Below are 17,295 nucleotides of genomic sequence, written 5' to 3' on the forward strand. Positions count from 1 at the left end.
GTGCGCGAGCCGCTACGTTTCGGCCGAGCCGCTACGTTTTGGCGCGCCGAAATATAGCGGCTCGCACAGAACGTGGCGGCTCGGCATCAGGTGGGGCGGGATGGGGCGAGGAGGGCGGGGAATGCGGGGAGCGAGGGTGGGGTTGTGGTGAGGGATGACTCCCGCGCTTTCTGTCCTCGATCTCGTTCCCGTCCGCACCGGCCAGACCAGTGCGCAGGCCGTCGCCGCCTCGCTCGGGCTCGCCGCGCGCGCCGACGAGCTGGGATACGCGCGCTACTGGTTCGCCGAGCATCACAACATGCCCGCCGTCGCCTCGACGACGCCGCCCGTGCTCGCGGCGGCCGCGGCGGCGCGCACGTCACGCATCCGCGTCGGATCGGGCGGCGTCATGCTGCCGAACCACGCGCCGCTCGTGGTCGCCGAGCAGTTCGCGGCGCTCGAGGCGATCGCGCCGGGACGGATCGACCTCGGCATCGGACGCGCCCCCGGCAGCGACCCGGTCATCACGCAGCTGCTGCGCATGTCGGGCACGACGAGCGACGTCGACCGGTTCCCCGACCACATCCGCGACATCCTCGCCCTCACCTCCCCCGAGGGTGCGGGCTACCGCCTCGCCGGGCGCCCGGACGGCGAGGACCACTACGGCGTGCACGCGACCCCCGCCGCGACCGGCTCCCCCGAACTGTGGCTGCTCGGCTCGTCGGACTACTCGGCGCAGCTCGCCGCGGCCTTCGGCCTGCCCTACGTCTTCGCGAACCACTTCTCGGGCGATGGCCTCGACCGCGCGCTCGACCTGTACCGGCAGAACTTCCAGGCATCCGCTCACCTCGACGCGCCGCGCACCTTCCTCACCGCGAACGCCGTCGCCGCCGACACCGCGGCCGAAGCCGACGAGCGCATGCTGCCGCAGGCGCGCATGATGGCGCGACTGCGCGGCGGGCGCCCGCTCGTCGCGCTCGAGACCGTCGAGCAGGCGGCGCGTGCCGAGGCATCCGACCACCTCGCCGCGCCGCTGATCGACGCCCTGCGCCGTCGCTGGTTCGTCGGCACGGGCGACGAGACCCGCGCGGCTGTCACCGCCTTCGCCGCCGCGCACGGCGTCGACGAGGTCATGATCTCGCCCGTCGCCGCCGCCTACGACGCAGAGCCGATGGATGCCGCGACCGGCCGGGCCCGCACGCTCGAACTGCTGGCGGCCTGAGCCCGCCCTCCGCGAATCACCACCCCGTCGCCGAATCACCACGAGATCTGCGCGAATCGGGTGGTGATTCGCGAAAGCGGTGGTGACTCGCGGGCAGGACGCGAGCGGGCGGGCGTCAGGCGTCGGGTTCGCCCGAGATGAGGCCGCGCAACCAATCGCGCGCCTCGATGAAGACGTCGTCGGAGTAACGATCGGGGTAGTGCACGATCGCGCGGTCGGCGCGCGGATACGAGCCCAGATAGACGACCTTCGGGCTGAAACGGCGAAGGCCCAGCAACGCATCGGCCATGCGCTCGTCGTGCACGTGGCCGTCGGCGTCGATCACGAATCGATACCGGCCGAGAGCATCGCCGATCGGGCGCGACGCGAGCAGCGACAGGTTGATGCCCCGCGTCGCGAACTGCTCGAGCAGCTCGAGCAGGGCGCCCGGGTACTCCACGGGCAGCTCGACGATCAGCGACGTCTTGTCGGCGCCGGTGGGTGCCGGCGCCGCGACCGTGCGGCTCACCAGCACGAACCGCGTGACGGCGTTCGGGTTGTCGCCGATCGACTCGGCGAGAAGCTCGAGGTCGTAGTGCTCGAGGATGCCAGGGGGCGCGATCGCGGCATCCGCATCGCTCACCCCGTCGACGATCCCGACCGCCGACGCGACGTTCGACGCGGCAGGGAGGTGCGCGTGCTCGGGCAGGTTCTTGGTCAGCCACTGCAGGCACTGGGCGTAGGCGACCGGATGCGCGGCGACGAGCCTGACGTCTTCGAGGCACACGCCCGGGCGGGCGACGAGCACGAAGTTCACCGGAACCAGGTACTCCCCCACGATCCGAAGGCCCGGCACGGTCGCCAGTGCGTCTTGCGCGGTCGACACCCCGCCGTCGACCGAGTTCTCGATCGCGATCATCGCAGCGTCGGACCGGCCCGAGGTGACATCGGCGAGCGCCTCGCCGACATTGCGCACCGGCCGCCAGATCTGGTCGCGCGCCTCGGGAACCTGTCTGAGCGCGGCCTCGGTGAAGGTTCCCGCGGGGCCCAGGTAGCTGTAGGTGCGTCGGGTCGGCGCCGAGGCCGGGGCATCGGTCGCAGCGGGGCTCGCAGAGGCGGAGCGGTCGGGCGCGGGGGTCACGCCGACAGCCTAGTGCGATGGGCACCGCGCGGGCCGGGCTGCCGGCCACGGCGCCCGCGGCCCGTACCCTGGACGACATGAGCCGCCGCACGATCGCCCCCGCCGTGACCGCCGTCTTCGCCGCCGCACTAGCCGTGACCCTCGTCGCGTGCGCACCCGAGGGCGCGCAGCCGAGCCCGAGCGGCAGCACCTCGACGGGAACGGCGGCGCCGACGGCGACGGCGAGCGCCTCGGCATCCACCGCCCCGTCGTCGAGCCCGAGCGCCGACGCGAGCGCGTGCCTCGCCGGTGACTGGACGATGGATCAGGGCGCGCTCGAGTCGTACTACTCCGACGTCAACGGTCTGCTGCAGGGCGCCGGTATCGCGTTCACGCCGCAGGGTTCGGCGTCGCTGACGCTGACCCCGGAGGGCGCGTTCTCGTGGGCCCCCGACGCGCAGGTCAACGCCGAGGTCGCGGGCACGACGATCGTGGTCTCAGTCGGAGGCCGGGTCGACGGCACCTACACGGCGACCGGCGACCGCATCTCCGCGACGTCGTCGGTCACCGACGGACTCGTCGTGAGCGCCACGATCGACGGCGCCGACACCGACCCGGGAGAGGTCGCGCAAGAGATCGCGGGCGCGCCGCTGACCGACGCGTCGTACACCTGCGCGGGCGATACCCTGACGATCGGGTCGTCGGTGGCCGGCGGCACGGCCACCGCGGTGCTGCACCGCCGCTGAGCGGTCACGGATCACACCGCGCATTCTCACGCGAGATGCGCGTGGCAGTGCCAGACTGAACCCATGAGCCGCGCAGGACAGCCAGCCGAAGCATCCGACCTCATCGACATCGACGAGCTGATCGCCGCGTATTACGATCGCAAGCCCGATGCCTCGGTGCCCGAGCAGCGCGTCGCGTTCGGCACGAGCGGCCACCGCGGCTCGTCGCTGTCGACGAGCTTCAACGAAGACCACATCCTCGCCACCACCCAGGCGATCGTGGACTACCGCGCGGCGCAGGGCATCACCGGTCCGCTGTTCCTCGGGCGCGACACCCACGGGCTCTCGCGCCCCGCCGAGCGCAGCGCGATCGAGGTGCTCGTCGCGAACGGCGTCGACGTGCGCGTCGATTCGCGGGATGCCTGGGTGCCGACCCCCGCGCTCAGCCACGCGATCTTGACCTACAACAAGGGGCGCGCCGCCGACGACGCCGGCCGCGCCGACGGCATCGTCGTGACCCCGTCGCACAACCCGCCCCGCGACGGCGGCTTCAAGTACAACCCGCCGCACGGCGGCCCCGCCGACACCGACGCGACGGGATGGATCGCCGACCGCGCGAACGCACTCATCGCGGCGGGGCTCGAGGGCGTCACGCGCACGCGCTACGCCGACATCGACACCGATGCGCTCGGGACGTACGACTTCCGCGAGGGGTACGTCGCCGACCTCGAGAACATCATCGACGTCGCCGCGATCAAGAAGGCCGGCATCCGGATCGGCGCCGACCCGCTCGGCGGAGCGTCGGTGGAGTACTGGGCCCTCATCGGCGAGCGCTACGGACTCGACCTCACGGTGGTGAACCCCGAGGTCGACCCGACCTGGCGGTTCATGACGCTCGACTGGGACGAGAAGATCCGGATGGATCCCTCGTCGCCCTACGCGATGGCGGCTCTCGTGGCGCGTCGCCACGACTACGACATCCTCACCGGCAACGACGCCGACGCCGACCGGCACGGCATCGTCACGCCGGATGCCGGTCTGATGAACCCGAACCACTATCTCGCCGTCGCGATCGACTACCTGTTCCGGAACCGCCAGGGGTGGCCGGCGGATGCCGCCGTGGGCAAGACCCTCGTGTCGTCGATGATCATCGACCGGGTGGTCGCCTCGATCGGCCGGACCCTGTACGAGGTCCCCGTCGGTTTCAAGTGGTTCGTGCCCGGCCTGCTCGACGGCTCGGTCGCCTTCGGCGGCGAGGAGTCCGCCGGAGCGTCGTTCCTGCGTTTCGACGGCGACGTCTGGACGACCGACAAGGACGGCATCCTGCTCTGCCTGCTCGCCTCGGAAATCCTCGCCGTCACGGGCAAGACCCCGTCGCAGCGCTACGCGGAGCTCGAGGCGGAGTTCGGGGCATCCGCGTATCAGCGCGTGGACGCGCCGGCCACGCCCGCGCAGAAGGCGGCGCTCGCGAAGCTGTCGCCGGATGCCGTGACGGCGACGGAGCTGGCCGGCGAGCCGATCACGGCGAAGCTGTCGCACGCGCCCGGCAACGGCGCGCCGATCGGCGGACTGAAGGTCCAGACCGAGCACGCCTGGTTCGCCGCGCGCCCCTCGGGCACCGAGGACGTGTACAAGCTGTACGCCGAATCGCTGCGGGGCGAGGAGCACCTGCGCGAGGTGCAGGCCGAGGCCCGCGCCGTCGTGGCGGAGGCGCTGGGCGGGGCGTAGGGCGCGCCGCGCGCCGCGCCGCGCCTCATCGTCGAGAAACCATCCATAGCCCGAGAAACCACGCGCGACGTGGTTTCTCGACGCGGGGATGGTTTCTCGTGCGGCGTAGGCGTCGCGCGCTTGGCGAGGAGTGACCGTGCACATCGGGCAGGATGGATGGCATGACGACGTGGTTGGTCACCGGAGGAGCCGGATACATCGGAGCGCACGTGGTGCGCGCACTGCAGGCGGCGGGCATCGCGCCCGTCGTGGTCGACGATCTGTCGAGCGGGCATGCCGCGTTCGTCCCGGACGGGGTTCCGTTCGTGCAGGGCACGATCCTCGACCGCGACCTGCTGGTCGCCACGATGCGCGAGCACGCGGTGACGGGCGTCATCCACGTCGCCGGCTTCAAGTACGCGGGCGTGTCGGTGCAGCGCCCGCTGCACACGTACGAGCAGAACGTCGAGGGCACGCGCGTCGTGCTCGCCGCGATGGCGGATGCCGGGGTGCACAACGTCGTGTTCTCCTCGAGCGCCGCCGTGTTCGGCACCCCCGAGGTTCCCCTCGTGACGGAAGACCTTCCCAAGCGGCCCACCTCGCCGTACGGCGAATCGAAGCTCATCGGCGAGTGGCTGCTGCGCGACCAGGGCGTCGCCACGGCATCCGATGAGCACCCGCTGCGCCACACGTCGCTGCGCTACTTCAACGTCGTCGGCTCCGCCGACCCGGCCGTGTACGACACGAGCCCGCACAACCTCTTCCCGATCGTGTTCGAGAAGCTGCTCGCCGGCGAGACCCCGCAGATCAACGGCGACGACTACGACACCCCCGACGGCACGAACGTGCGCGACTACGTGCACGTCGGCGACATCGCCGCGGCGCACGTCGTCGCCGCGCAGCGGCTCGAGTCGGGTGCGCCGATCGAGCCGGCCTACAACCTCGGCTCGCAGAACGGTCTCAGTGTGAGGGAGATCATGGATGCCATGGCGCGGGTCACCGGCATCCCGTTCGCCCCCGTCATCGGGCCGCGCCGACCCGGCGACCCCGACCGCATCGTCGCGACCGGCGAGCTCGCCGCGCGCGATCTCGACTGGCGAAACCGGTACACGGTCGACGAGATGGTCCGCACCGGATGGGAGGCGCGAAGGGCCGCGCCCACGAGCGAGCCCGGACCGATCTCCAGGGGCTGACCCTCACGCACCGCCCCGATCCCCGTATGGGTAGTTCTCCCCATGAGAGCCGCCTCGCGAGCAAGGTGCGCGACTTCGCCGACAACTGGGACATCCACCGCGAGACGCTGGAAGAGCAACTGGCCTTCGTGCGCGACTCGATCAGCACCGTCATGGATGTCATGACCCACCTCGACGTCGAGCTCGCCGATTCGCTCTCGCAGGCGGCCGTCGAGGCAGCGATCGACGAGGCTCCGAAGTGAGTCTTCTCGAAGCCGACTACGCCGACCTGTTCGACGGGCGACCCGACCAGCTGGGCGCGCGCGCGACCGACCTCGACAAAGCCGCCGATGCGATCGCGCGCGCGACACAGGCGATGGTCTCGCTTATCGACGGGCAGAAGAGCGACGCGATCGATGCCATCACGACGACGGCCGACACGACGCGTTCATCGCTCAGCGCGGCCGAGAAGCGATACCGCGGCACAGCGGCCGCCCTGCAGACCTTCGCCGTCGAACTCGCCCCCATCCAGGCGACCGCACGCGAGGCGATCTCGCGTGCGGACTTCTAGCCGCACCTACAGCATCCAATCGGATCTCTGGGACAACCAGAACAAGACCACCCAGGCGGAAGCGATGGGGGATTCCACCGACGCGCTCCGCGACGAGTACTGGACGCTGAACCGGCGCCTCGGCCAAGCGAATCAAGAGATCGTCGACGCCCGCAGAACCCTCTCCCGCGCCCGCGACGACATCCGCGCAGCTGCAGACCGCGCGATCGCGGCGATCGAAACGGTCATCGACGAGGGGTCCGACTCGTTCGGGGACAGGTGGAACGCTTTCTGGGAGGGTGTCGGCGACGTCTTCAGCGCGATCGGCACGTGGGTCAGCGAGTTCTTCGCCGACCTCGTCTCGATCCTCGTCGACGTCATCGCCACGGTCTTGACGGTGCTGCTGGTGGTGCTCCTGGTCGTGGTGGCCCTCGTGGCCGCGGTGGCCCTGATCGCGGCACTGGTCCTGGCCCCGGAGCTGATCATCCCCCTCTTGCTGCTCGCGGGCGCGGCGTTCGTGCTCATCGTGGGCTCCCTGGTGCTGGTGCGCGTGTGGAGTGATGTCGGCAAGCAGACGCCGACCGTGAAGCCGTACGAACCGAAGCGCGACGGCGGCACCACGGACGGACTGGAGGACGTCTTCGGCGAAGCCGGGTTCGTCGACAAGGAGGGCGGCGCCGACCAGAGCGTCGTCAAGATCGAGAAGATCATCGGGGCCGACGGAACCGTGTCTTGGCGCATCGTGCTGCCGAGCACGCAGGACTGGCAGGCGCTGGCCCCGTTCATGTCCGACGAGGACCTCTCTCTGTTCTCTGCGATGCAGGACTCCGGCGCCGTCAACGATGTGGACAGCAACATGGCGCTCGTTCTCTTCCCGAGCCTGCGAACGCAGTACGCGCGCCGTCCTCGAAGCGATGGATAAGGCGGGGGTGCGTGGCGGCCCCAACGGTGACCCGGTCATGCTGGTCGGATTCAGTCAGGGAGGGATTCTCGCGGGGCACCTCGCAGCGAATCGCTCGGATCGGTACAACTTCGACGCGATCGTCGTCTGCGGCGCACCGATCGACAACATGCCGATCCCCGACTCGACCCGCGTCATCTCCGTGCAGCACGAGGGCGATCCCGTGCCGACGCTCGATTTCTTCACCGCCCCGCCGCAGCGAGACAATTGGCAGACGATCACGGACACGGCTCCGGGCGACCCGACCGACGTGTCGCAGATCCACAACGCGGCCCAGTACAGCATCACTCTCGAAGAGCATCTGCAGGACCTCGGCGACGTCCATGACCTCGACCGGTTCTTCGACACCGAAGACAGCTACACCCAGACGGAGTACTAAGCATGGCACGAGTGAACCCGCGCAGAAGATTCGCCCTCGCGGGCATCGTCGTCGCCGTCGCCATACTGTGCGCGGCGTGCGCACCGTCACAGGGGACCGAGGAGGAACACGTGTCACAGGTCGGCGAAGCGGTCATCTCCGCGGACCAGCGGGTGGTCAGCGTCTCCGCAGAGAAGAGCGTCGACGGACTGTCGTGGGGCTGGACGCTCGACATCGTTCTGTCGGGATCCGAGCCCGTCACCTCCGACGAGCTCGGCAACGTGTTGAAAGCCGCGCGCCACGCGGGCGACCTCGATCCCGGGCACGTCGACGTGTTCGCGACGGACGAGGGCGGATCGTCCTTCGACCTGACCACCGCGGCGGACGGGCTCGGCCTGCGCTACAGCAAGGTCGGGGCGGGCATCAGCGTTCCTCGCGAGATGCTCGACGACACCCTCGGCACCGGCGAGTGACCGTTCGCGCCGAGACCCCGCCCCTGCGCTTCCGGCTGATGGGGTCGTGGCACCCCGTGCTTTTGAATCAGCTCGACAGCACCGCCCTGGTGTCGGAGTTCGTGGCATCCGTCATCGGCAGGCGCGACATCGACGCGACGATACGGCATGCACATGAGCCCCGCCGTGGGCACCGAGGCCGAGACCGTCATGGGCGCGCTGCAGAAGTCCTTCGCGCAGATCGGCATGGGGCACCTCGACACGGCCCGCACGTCGTCGACAGCGGGATCCGAGATCCTGCGACTGCACCACCTCGACGGGCAGGAACTGCCGGAGCAGCCCGCCGCGCACGTACGCACGCTCACGGCGGACTACTGGTACACGGTCCCCGATTCGAAGCAACTCGTCGTCGCCACGTTCTCGACGCCGATGGGCGACATCCCGAACCTCATGCTCGACTTCTTCGACTCGCTCGTGGCCGCGTCGTATTGGGAGAAGTCCTGAGGCAACGCATCGAGGCATCCCTCTCTCGACCGACCCGAGCTCTGTCCCACGCTCTGTCCCGCCTCACCCCGCGGAGCTCTGGCGGACGACGAGCTGCGGTTCGAGAACGACGCCGGCCGCTTCGTCACCGGCGATGAGGGCTGCCAGAGTGGTGAGCGCCCGCTCGCCGAGCTGATCGAAATCCTGCCGGATGGTCGACAGCGGCGGGCGATAGTCGGCGGCATCGGCGATGTCGTCGAACCCCACCACGGCGACGTCGTCGGGAACACGGCGCCCGCGATCTGCGAGAGCGCGCAGGGCGCCGAGCGCCATCTGGTCGTTGGCGGCGAACAGCGCCGTCACCGCGTCGCCGCCCCACGCGCCGTCGAGAATGCGCTCGAGAGCGGAGTGACCCGACGCCGCCGTCCAGTCCCCGCGAGCCGGCTCGGGCACGGCGCGTCCCGCGGCGACGAGCGCCTCACGCCAGCCGCGCTCGCGCTCTGCCGCGGCGAAGGAGTCCGTGGGCCCCGCGAGGTGATGGACGGTACCGCCGCCGGGGCCGACCCGCGCGAGCAGATGCTCCGTCGCGGCGCGCGCGCCGACGGCGTGATCGGTGCGCACCGAGGCGATGCCCGATCCGGCGAGCGGGTGCGCCGCGTCGACCACGACGAGAGCGAGACCCTCGGGGCGGGCGAGGCCCTCAGCGACGGCGGTGGCCTCGTTGAGGATGATGGCCCCGTCGATTCCCTGGTCGTGCAGCCGAGCGAACCCGTCGGCGACCGCGTCGGCGCTAGAGGCCGTCACGACCGTCAGCGCGTAGCCGCGCGCGGCGGCCGCGTCGGCGATCGCCTGCAGCATGCGCGAGTTGCCGACGGTCGCGAGCGACGACACCATGAGCCCGATCGTCTCGGTGCGGCCGGTGCGCAGCGCCCGCGCCGCGCGGTGCATCCGATAGCCGAGCCGTTCCATCGCCGCCTCGACCCGGGCGCGCGTGGCGGGGTCGACCCGGGGACTGCCGTTGACCACGCGCGACACGGTCTGCCCCGATACCCCGGCCGCGGCCGCCACATCGACCATCGACACCCTGCGCTGCATTCGTCCACCCTCCCGCACCGTTCGGCCCCCGCGAGCCGCCCACGCGGCGGGCGCGTTCACAACATCGGACAATCCGTCGATGTTGACGATAACACGCCTCGCCGGTAGCGTGTCATCGTGGAAACTCCGAGGTTGCGAACAGAGACGCCCGCGCAGACCCTCGGCGCCGGCGTCGTCAAGCGGCCGACCCACCTCGCCGACGGGCGCGAGCTCATCTACTTCGACGACCCGGACACGACTCTCGGGCCCGAGCGTAGCGTCGACGCGCGCATCCTCGACCCCCGGCCCGACACCGCCACCATGCGGCAGGACGTGCTCACCGGAGACTGGGTCTCGGTCGCCGCCGCCCGGCAGAACCGCGCGTTCCTGCCGCCCGCCGAACTCGACCCGCTCGCCCCGCAGACCCCGACGAACCCGTCGGAGATCCCCTCGGCGTACGACGTCGCCGTATTCGAGAACCGCTCGCCCTCGTTCGGGCCCGGCCTCGCCGAGGCGACCGGCGACGCCCCCGCCGCCGCCGACCCTCCGCGCGGGCTCGACGATCTGGCGCACCTCGGGCTCGGGCGCACCCGCACGAGCGTCGGCCGCTGCGAGGTCGTGTGCTTCTCCCCCGAGCGCACCGGCTCGTTCGGCACGCAGACGGTCACCCGCGCCCGCACCGTGATCGAGGCGTGGGCCGACCGCACCGCCGCGCTGTCGGAGCTCCCCGGCATCCAGCAGGTCTTCCCGTTCGAGAACCGGGGTGAGGCGATCGGGGTGACCCTGCACCACCCGCACGGCCAGATCTACGCCTACCCGTACATCACACCGCGCACCCAGCGCCTGCTCGATTCGATCGACCGCACCGCTCCGGACCTCTTCGCGCGCATCCTCGAGTTCGAGCAGAACGGTCCCCGGGTCGTCGCGCGCGGCGAGCACTTCACGGCGTTCGTGCCGTTCGCCGCCCGTTGGCCGATCGAGCTGCACGTGCTGCCCCACCGTCACGTCGCCGACTTCGCCGGGCTGACGGATGCCGAACGCGATGAGCTCGCACCGTTCTACCTGCGCCTACTGCGCGGCGTCGACGCCCTGTACGACACGCCCACGCCGTACATCGCCGCCTGGCACCAGGCGCCCGTGCACGTCGGGCGGCATGCCGTCCGCCTCAATCTGCAGATCACGAGCCCGCGACGCGCCGCCGACAGACTGAAATACCTCGCCGGGTCGGAGGCCGCCATGGGCGCCTGGATCGGCGACGTGCCCCCCGAACCCGCCGCAGACCGGCTCCGCGAAGCCGTCGAAGGAGTGCAGCTGTGACGACCGATGCGAACGCCCGCCGCCTCTTCGCCGACCTGACCGGTCACGATCCCGTGGGCCTCTGGTCGGCACCGGGGCGCGTGAATCTCATCGGCGAGCACACCGACTACAACGACGGGTTCGTGTTCCCGTTCGCGATCGACTTCCGCACGGTCGTCGCGGTCGGCACGCGCGACGACGGGCGCATCCGGGTCGTCTCGACCTTCGACGAGGTACCGGTCGAGGTCGCCCTCGCCGATCTCGACACGCTCTTCCCCGACCGCCGCGACGAGGTCGTCGAGTGGGCGCGCTATCCGCTGGGGGTCGCGTGGGCGCTGCAGCACGCGCGGGGTGCCCGCGACGGCGGCGGGGCGGATGCCTCGGCATCCCTCCCCGGAATCGACATCGCGGTCGCCTCCGACGTGCCGGTCGGTGCAGGTCTCTCGTCGTCGGCAGCGATCGAGGGCGCGAGTGCCGCGGCGCTGAACGACATCTGGAACCTCGACGAGAGCCGTGTCGCGCTCGCGCGGGCGGGCCGGCGGGCCGAGAACGAGGCCGTCGGAGCCCCCACCGGGATCATGGACCAGATGGCCGCGATGCTCGGCGAGCGCGACGCAGGGATCTTCCTCGACTGCCGGTCGCTCGAGGCCGAGGTGGTCGAGCTCGGTTTCGCGCCGGCGGGCCTCGAGGTCCTCGTCATCGACACGCGCGTGACGCACGCGCACTCCACGGGCGGGTACGGCGAGCGCCGCGCCGCCTGTGAGCGGGGTGCGGCGATCATGGGGGTCGAGGCGCTGCGCGACCTCACGACCGACGACCTGCCGCGCGCGCAGGAGCTCATGGACGACGTCACCTTCCGACGCGTCCGCCACGTCGTCACGGAGGACGAACGGGTACAGGACGCGGTGCGGACGCTCCGCGCCGAGGGGCCTCGCGCGATCGGCGGACTGCTGGATGCCTCGCACGCCTCGATGCGCGACGATTTCGAGATCTCGGTCCCCGAGCTCGACCTCGCCGTCGACACGGCGCGCGCGGCGGGAGCCGTCGGCGCCCGCATGACCGGCGGCGGATTCGGCGGCTCCGCGATCGCGCTCGTCGACCGCGATCTCGTGCCGGACGTGACCGCCGCGGTCGAGGCGGCGTTCGCGGAGGCAGGGTTCGCCAAGCCGCATGTCTTCACCGTGCACCCGTCCGCCGGCGCCCGCCGCGACGCCTGAGCTCAAGAGGACGCCTGAACGCGGGGCGGCGCGCGGACTCGCCCAACTCGGGCGCTCGGGACACCTGTCCCCGCGCGGGGTCACCTCTGCCCCTGTCAACTCAGGCGCAGTGCCGGATGCCTCGTCCCATAAGCGGTCGATTCGGAACCCCGAACGCAACCCCTTCTGGGACAAAACCACACCCCGAGTGGGACGACGACTGTCCGAATGGGGACGACGCCCCGGGGTGGGCGGAGGCGTGAGGCAGGCGCAAGCCCCTGGCATCCACCCCGCCGGCCCCGTAGCGTCGACGGCGGGGGCGGCACCCGGCGCGGCAGGCATCCAGCGCTCGACGCTCGGCGGCAGGCATCCGGAGCCCGGACGAACGGACGGGCGAACGAACTCCGCAGGATGCCACGTACTCCGCACCGATCACGGGGTTTCGGTGCGGAGTTGGTGCGATTCTGCGGGCTTCGTGCACGGCGGGCCGCGCGCGGGTCCGGGCCGTGACGGCGAGCCGGCTCAGACGAGCTCGGCGATGAGCGTCTCGACGCGCGCCTTGATCTCGTCACGGATCGCCCGCACCGCCTCGTCCGACTGACCGGCCGGGTCGTCGAGCGGCCAATCCTCGTAGCGCCGGCCCGGAAAGATCGGGCACGCATCGCCGCAGCCCATCGTGATCACGACGTCGGCACGGCGCACGGCGTCGACCGTGAGCACGAGCGGGGTCGCCGCGCTGAGGTCGATGCCCTCTTCGGCCATCACCGCGACCGCGGCCGGGTTCACCCGGTCGCCGGGTTCGCTCCCGGCCGAGAACACGTCGATGCGATCACCCGCGAGCGCCTGCAGGTACCCGGCGGCCATCTGCGACCGGCCGGCGTTGTGCACGCACACGAACAGCACCGCGGGCCTCGTCGTCTCGGTCATCTTGCCTCTTTCACTCACGTGAGATGTTAGCGGCGCGCGGCGGCGACGTGAGCGCCGCGCCGCAAGCCCCTGGCATCCAACCCGCCCGCCACGTAGCGTCGAAGCGAGCGGCGGCACCGGGCTGCCCCGCCGAAAGGAACCCCGTGGCCTACCTCACCGTGGCGACCGAGAACTCGGCCGACGTCGACATCTTCTACACCGACCAGGGCCCGTCAGACGGCCAGCCCGTCGTGCTGATCCACGGGTTCCCGCTGAACGGCGAGTCGTGGGACCTGCAGAGCCGCGCCCTACGCGACGCCGGCTTTCGGGTGATCGCGTACGACCGGCGCGGGTTCGGCGCCTCTTCGAAGACGGCGACCGGCTCGGACTACGACACGTTCGCCGCCGACCTGCACGCCTTGATCGACGACCTCGATCTGCACGATGCGGTGCTCGTCGGCTTCTCGATGGGCACCGGCGAGATCGCGCGCTACCTCTCCCGCTACGGCTCGGACCGCGTCGCGAAGGCGGCCTTCTTCGGATCGCTCGAGCCGTACCTGCTGATCACCGACGACAACCCCGACGGCGCCGGCGACCAGTCCTTCTTCGACGGAACAGCCGATGCCGTGGCGAAAGACCGGTACGCGTTCCTCACCGGGTTCTTCCGCGGCTTCTACAACCTCGACGACCTGCTCGGCGACCGCATCTCGCAAGAGGCCGTCGACGCGAGCGTGCAGGTCGCGAACCAGGCCGGGAACGCGGCCATCGCCGCCGCTCCCCTCACCTGGCCGACCGACTTCCGCGGAGACATCCCCGCGATCACGGTGCCGACCCTCATCGTGCACGGCACCGCCGACAACATCCTGCCGATCGACGCGACCGCGCGCCGGTTCAAGAACCTCGTCCCCGCCTCGACGCCGCTCACCTACGTCGAGATCGCGGGCGCCCCGCACGGGCTGCTGCGCACGCACGCCGCGGAGGTCAACGAGGCGCTGCTCGCGTTCTTGAGCCGAAAACCGAACGTTCTTCGGTAAAGATTAGCGACACGGATGCCACGACAGCCCGCGCGACCGCGGGCCCAACACGCCCGCGCTCAGTGCACGGTCGCAGCGGGCATCCGTCGCCGCATCACCGCGATCGCCTCGGGATTCTCGTCGACGAGCACGGCATCGCGGCCGAGCGCCGCGGCGACGGCGCCGGTCGTGCCGCTGCCGGCGAACAGGTCGAGCACGCGATCGCCGGGGCGGCTGGATGCCTGCACGATGCGCCGCAGAACACCCTCGGGCTTCTGGGTGGGGTAGCCCGTCTTCTCGCGCCCGCTCGTGGGGACGATCGTGTGCCACCACACGTCGGTCGGCAGCTTTCCCCGCGCCGCCTTCTCGGGGGTGACGAGCCCCGGCGCCATGTAGGGCTCGCGGTCGACGCCTTCGGAGTCGAAGTAGTACCCCTTCGGGTCTTTCACGTAGACGAGGATCGTGTCGTGCTTGGTCGGCCAGCGTCGCCGCGACTTGGCGCCGTAGTCGTAGGCCCAGATGAGCTCGTTGAGAAAGCACTCGCGGCCGAACAGGGCGTCGAGCATCACTTTGGCGTAGTGCGCCTCTCGGTAGTCGAGATGCAGGTAGAGCGTGCCGTCGTCGGCCAGCAGTCGCCACGCCTCGCGCAGCCGCGGCTCGAGGAAGTCCCAGTAGTCGCCCCACCGGTCGTCGTAGCGGCGCAGGTCACCGCTCAGGCGCGCGTAGCTCGTGCCGCGGAACCCGGCCTTGACCGGCGCGCGTTCATGACCTCGGAGTTCCGGTTCGGTTTCGGCCGATCCTCCGCCGTCGGCGGCCTGTTCGGGGCGATTCTCCGAGGTCGTGACCGCCTGCTCGATCGACCGGTGCTGGCGGCGGCCCGTGTTGAACGGCGGATCGAGGTAGATCAGGGTGAACCCGCCGCTCGGCAGCGTGCGGGCGACCGCGAGATTGTCACCCTCGATGATGTCGATCTGGCCGGGAACGAGGTCGGCGGGGGCGGCGGGATCGGGGACGGCGGGGGCCGGCGCGTGGTCGGGGGCGCCGGTCACGGAACGCGGTGCAGCCACGCGTCGGTGGCGAACTTCGAGGCGACGAGCGCCTCCGCCTCGGCGTACTCGTCGGGCGAGATCTGCCCGGGGGCGGCGCCGTAGAGCGTCGTGAACGTGTCTTTCAGGCGCTCGATGATGGCCTCGCGGGGCAGGCCCGTCTGGCTGCGCAGCGGGTCGACGCGCTTGGCGGCAGACGTGGTGCCCTTGTCGCTGAGCTTCTCGCGGCCGATGCGCAGTACCTCGGTCATCACCTGTCCGTCCATGTCGTACGACATCGTCGCGTGGTGCAGCACACCGCCCGCCGCGAGACGCTTCTGCGCGGCGCCGCCGATCTTGCCCTTCGGCGAGGTGATGTCGTTGAGCGGCTGGTAGGTCGCCTCGATGCCGAGCGAGCGCAGCGCCTGCAGCACCCAGTCGTCGAGGAAGGCGTACGAGTCGGCGAAGGTCATGCCGGCCACGAGGGATGCCGGTACGTACAGCGAATACGTGACGATCGAGCCCGCACCCATCATCATCGCGCCGCCGCCCGAGATGCGACGGACGACGTCGTAGCCGTGCCGGGCCGCGCCCTCGGGGTCGACCTCGTTGCGGTAGGACTGGAACGAGCCGATCACGACGGCCGACTCGTCCCACTCCCAGATGCGCAGCGTCGGGTTCCGAAGCCCCGCGCCGACGCGCGCCGTGAGCACCTCGTCGAGCGCGAGGTTCATCCGCGGCGAGACGGCCTTCTCGTGCACGACCTCCCACGTGAAGTCCTTCCACCCCGGTGCCGTGACGAGGGCGCGGCGCACGGCCGTGCCCACCGACTCGGGGGTGAAGCCGAGCAGCTGAGCGCCCTCGGGAAGAGCGGCGCGCACGGCGGCGGCGATGGCCGCGGCATCCGTCTCCACCGGCAGCCCGGTGACGGCGGCATCGATGTGCTGCAGGGCGTCGTCGGGCTCGAGAAAGAAGTCACCGGCGAGGTGGAAGTCGGCGATGCGGCCGTCATGGACCTCGAGATCGACGACGACGAGCTTGCCGCCCGGAACCTTGTACTCTCCGTGCATGACCCCAGCCTAGGTCTGCGGCCGCGCCCTCAGTCGCGCACGGCGATGCGGGCGTCGAGCCACGCGAGCAGGTCGTCGCGCACCTCTCCCTGCAGCGGCTCGTTGAAGATCTCGTGCCGCGCGCCCTCGTAGACGATCGCGGTCACGTCGCTCAGACCCGACCGATGGCGGTACGAGTCGGCGAGCTTCTCGATGCTGCGCGGGCCGCCGAGCGGGTCGTCGGAGCCGACGAGGATCAGCACGGGCCGCGGTGCACGGATGTCACGCGCCGGCCGCCCGAGCACCCGCAGCTGATCGCCGGGGCTGAACAGGCGCTGCATGGGCACGGTCGTCGTGTACGGATCGGCGAGGAACGCCTCGCCGACCGCGGGGTCGCTCGCCATCCATTCGGTGCCGTTGGAGGTCTTCGAATCCCACCTCTTGTTGAGGTTGCCGACGTTCATGTAGCCGAGCATGCGATAGGCCGAGCCGCTGAGGACGACCGCGTCGTAGCTGTCGGGATGCTCGTTGTAGAGGCCCTGGGTCATGAACGACCCCCACGAGTGCCCGAGGATCACGAGCGGCAGGCCGGGGTTCTCGGCGCGGATGAGCTCGGTGAACTGCGAGAGCGCCGCGACCGTCGCTCGGAGTCCCCCGACTCCGAGGTGCCCGATCTTGCTCGGGTCGCCGCCGTGCTGGCGCTCGCCGGTGCGCCCGTGCCCGCGATGGTCGTCGGCGTAGACGATGTACCCGTCGGCGGTGAGCGCGTCGATGAGGTTGCCGTACCGCCGGGCATGCTCGCCGATGCCGTGCAGCAGCTGCACCACGGCGCGCGGGTCGCCCGCTGCGGGGTAGTGATCGAAGACGATCTCGACGCCGTGCGCGTCAGTATAGGTGCGTTCGGTGGGCTCGGTCACGCCGCGAGCCTAGAGGAAGCGGATGCCTGCGCACGAGGCATCCTTCTCGGCGCGCGTCTCTCCGCCCGATGTGGAGGCCTCTATGCAGAACAGATTTCGCTAGATAAGCGA

The 17,295-nt window shown here is 70.7% G+C and carries 19 protein-coding genes; 13 read left to right on the forward strand and 6 right to left on the reverse strand.

The features are described from left to right. Positions 1-154: 154 nt before the first annotated feature. Positions 155-1,201 carry an MsnO8 family LLM class oxidoreductase gene (locus G3N18_RS04010; RefSeq protein WP_196383014.1) on the forward strand — a complete coding sequence of 349 codons (1,047 nt, stop codon included), beginning with the start codon at positions 155-157 and terminating at the stop codon, positions 1,199-1,201. A gap of 115 nt (positions 1,202-1,316) precedes the next feature. On the opposite strand, the gene pheA is transcribed toward G3N18_RS04010, so the two are convergent. Further along, positions 1,317-2,231 (reverse strand): prephenate dehydratase, encoded by a 915-nt coding sequence (pheA, locus tag G3N18_RS04015; RefSeq protein WP_206692950.1) that lies wholly within the window; start codon positions 2,229-2,231, stop codon positions 1,317-1,319. A 167-nt stretch (positions 2,232-2,398) separates the two neighbouring features. On the opposite strand from pheA, the gene G3N18_RS04020 reads away from it, so the two are divergent. The 9 genes from G3N18_RS04020 to G3N18_RS04060 all read left to right on the forward strand — a co-directional run bounded on the left by G3N18_RS04020 (position 2,399) and on the right by G3N18_RS04060 (position 8,729). Beyond that, a complete protein-coding gene (locus G3N18_RS04020; protein ID WP_196383016.1) occupies positions 2,399-3,046 on the forward strand; it encodes a hypothetical protein in 648 nt (215 codons plus the stop codon). 63 nt (positions 3,047-3,109) lie between these two features. Beyond that, positions 3,110-4,753, forward strand: a complete 1,644-nt coding sequence (pgm, locus tag G3N18_RS04025; RefSeq protein ID WP_196383017.1) for a phosphoglucomutase (alpha-D-glucose-1,6-bisphosphate-dependent) — start codon at positions 3,110-3,112, stop codon at positions 4,751-4,753. Positions 4,754-4,914: 161 nt separating this feature from the next. Beyond that, entirely contained in the window at positions 4,915-5,925 is a 1,011-nt protein-coding gene (galE, locus tag G3N18_RS04030) for a UDP-glucose 4-epimerase GalE (RefSeq protein WP_420827079.1), read from the forward strand. A gap of 26 nt (positions 5,926-5,951) precedes the next feature. Further along, positions 5,952-6,167 (forward strand): hypothetical protein, encoded by a 216-nt coding sequence (locus tag G3N18_RS04035; RefSeq protein ID WP_196383019.1) that lies wholly within the window; start codon positions 5,952-5,954, stop codon positions 6,165-6,167. Then, positions 6,164-6,475, forward strand: coding sequence for a hypothetical protein (locus tag G3N18_RS04040; RefSeq protein WP_196383020.1), 312 nt, complete (start codon positions 6,164-6,166; stop codon positions 6,473-6,475). Before G3N18_RS04035 ends, G3N18_RS04040 begins: the two co-directional genes overlap by 4 nt. Further along, positions 6,462-7,376, forward strand: coding sequence for a hypothetical protein (locus G3N18_RS04045; protein ID WP_196383021.1), 915 nt, complete (start codon positions 6,462-6,464; stop codon positions 7,374-7,376). Before G3N18_RS04040 ends, G3N18_RS04045 begins: the two co-directional genes overlap by 14 nt. A gap of 37 nt (positions 7,377-7,413) precedes the next feature. Continuing rightward, a complete protein-coding gene (locus G3N18_RS04050; protein ID WP_196383022.1) occupies positions 7,414-7,794 on the forward strand; it encodes an alpha/beta hydrolase in 381 nt (126 codons plus the stop codon). 110 nt (positions 7,795-7,904) lie between these two features. After that, the gene (locus tag G3N18_RS04055; protein ID WP_196383023.1) at positions 7,905-8,246 is read left to right on the forward strand and encodes a hypothetical protein; all 342 of its coding nucleotides are present in this window, start codon (positions 7,905-7,907) and stop codon (positions 8,244-8,246) included. 153 nt (positions 8,247-8,399) lie between these two features. Further along, positions 8,400-8,729 (forward strand): hypothetical protein, encoded by a 330-nt coding sequence (locus G3N18_RS04060; protein WP_196383024.1) that lies wholly within the window; start codon positions 8,400-8,402, stop codon positions 8,727-8,729. 63 nt (positions 8,730-8,792) lie between these two features. On the opposite strand, the gene G3N18_RS04065 is transcribed toward G3N18_RS04060, so the two are convergent. Beyond that, positions 8,793-9,803 (reverse strand): LacI family DNA-binding transcriptional regulator, encoded by a 1,011-nt coding sequence (locus G3N18_RS04065; protein WP_230403843.1) that lies wholly within the window; start codon positions 9,801-9,803, stop codon positions 8,793-8,795. A 132-nt stretch (positions 9,804-9,935) separates the two neighbouring features. On the opposite strand from G3N18_RS04065, the gene galT reads away from it, so the two are divergent. Both galT and galK read left to right on the forward strand, forming a co-directional pair. Next, a complete protein-coding gene (gene galT, locus G3N18_RS04070) occupies positions 9,936-11,099 on the forward strand; it encodes a galactose-1-phosphate uridylyltransferase (RefSeq protein ID WP_196383061.1) in 1,164 nt (387 codons plus the stop codon). Further along, positions 11,096-12,295: a galactokinase gene (gene galK, locus G3N18_RS04075; protein WP_196383025.1), complete on the forward strand. Its 1,200-nt coding sequence runs from the start codon at positions 11,096-11,098 to the stop codon at positions 12,293-12,295. The genes galT and galK overlap by 4 nt, the downstream gene beginning before the upstream one ends. Before the next feature lie 501 nt (positions 12,296-12,796). On the opposite strand, the gene G3N18_RS04080 is transcribed toward galK, so the two are convergent. Further along, entirely contained in the window at positions 12,797-13,201 is a 405-nt protein-coding gene (locus tag G3N18_RS04080) for an arsenate reductase ArsC (RefSeq protein ID WP_196383026.1), read from the reverse strand. A gap of 143 nt (positions 13,202-13,344) precedes the next feature. On the opposite strand from G3N18_RS04080, the gene G3N18_RS04085 reads away from it, so the two are divergent. Then, positions 13,345-14,214, forward strand: a complete 870-nt coding sequence (locus tag G3N18_RS04085; RefSeq protein WP_196383027.1) for an alpha/beta fold hydrolase — start codon at positions 13,345-13,347, stop codon at positions 14,212-14,214. 59 nt (positions 14,215-14,273) lie between these two features. On the opposite strand, the gene G3N18_RS04090 is transcribed toward G3N18_RS04085, so the two are convergent. The 3 genes from G3N18_RS04090 to G3N18_RS04100 all read right to left on the reverse strand — a co-directional run bounded on the left by G3N18_RS04090 (position 14,274) and on the right by G3N18_RS04100 (position 17,184). Continuing rightward, positions 14,274-15,164, reverse strand: coding sequence for a DNA-methyltransferase (locus G3N18_RS04090; RefSeq protein WP_338038253.1), 891 nt, complete (start codon positions 15,162-15,164; stop codon positions 14,274-14,276). Between the two features lie 74 nt (positions 15,165-15,238). Continuing rightward, on the reverse strand, positions 15,239-16,288 hold the full coding sequence (locus G3N18_RS04095; protein ID WP_196383029.1) for a lipoate-protein ligase LplAB: 1,050 nt from the start codon (positions 16,286-16,288) through the stop codon (positions 15,239-15,241). A gap of 29 nt (positions 16,289-16,317) precedes the next feature. Beyond that, positions 16,318-17,184 carry an alpha/beta hydrolase gene (locus G3N18_RS04100; protein WP_196383030.1) on the reverse strand — a complete coding sequence of 289 codons (867 nt, stop codon included), beginning with the start codon at positions 17,182-17,184 and terminating at the stop codon, positions 16,318-16,320. Positions 17,185-17,295 lie beyond the last annotated feature (111 nt).

The sequence above is a fragment of the Microbacterium paulum genome (assembly GCF_015707995.1).
Classification (GTDB): Bacteria; Actinomycetota; Actinomycetes; order Actinomycetales; family Microbacteriaceae; genus Microbacterium; species Microbacterium paulum.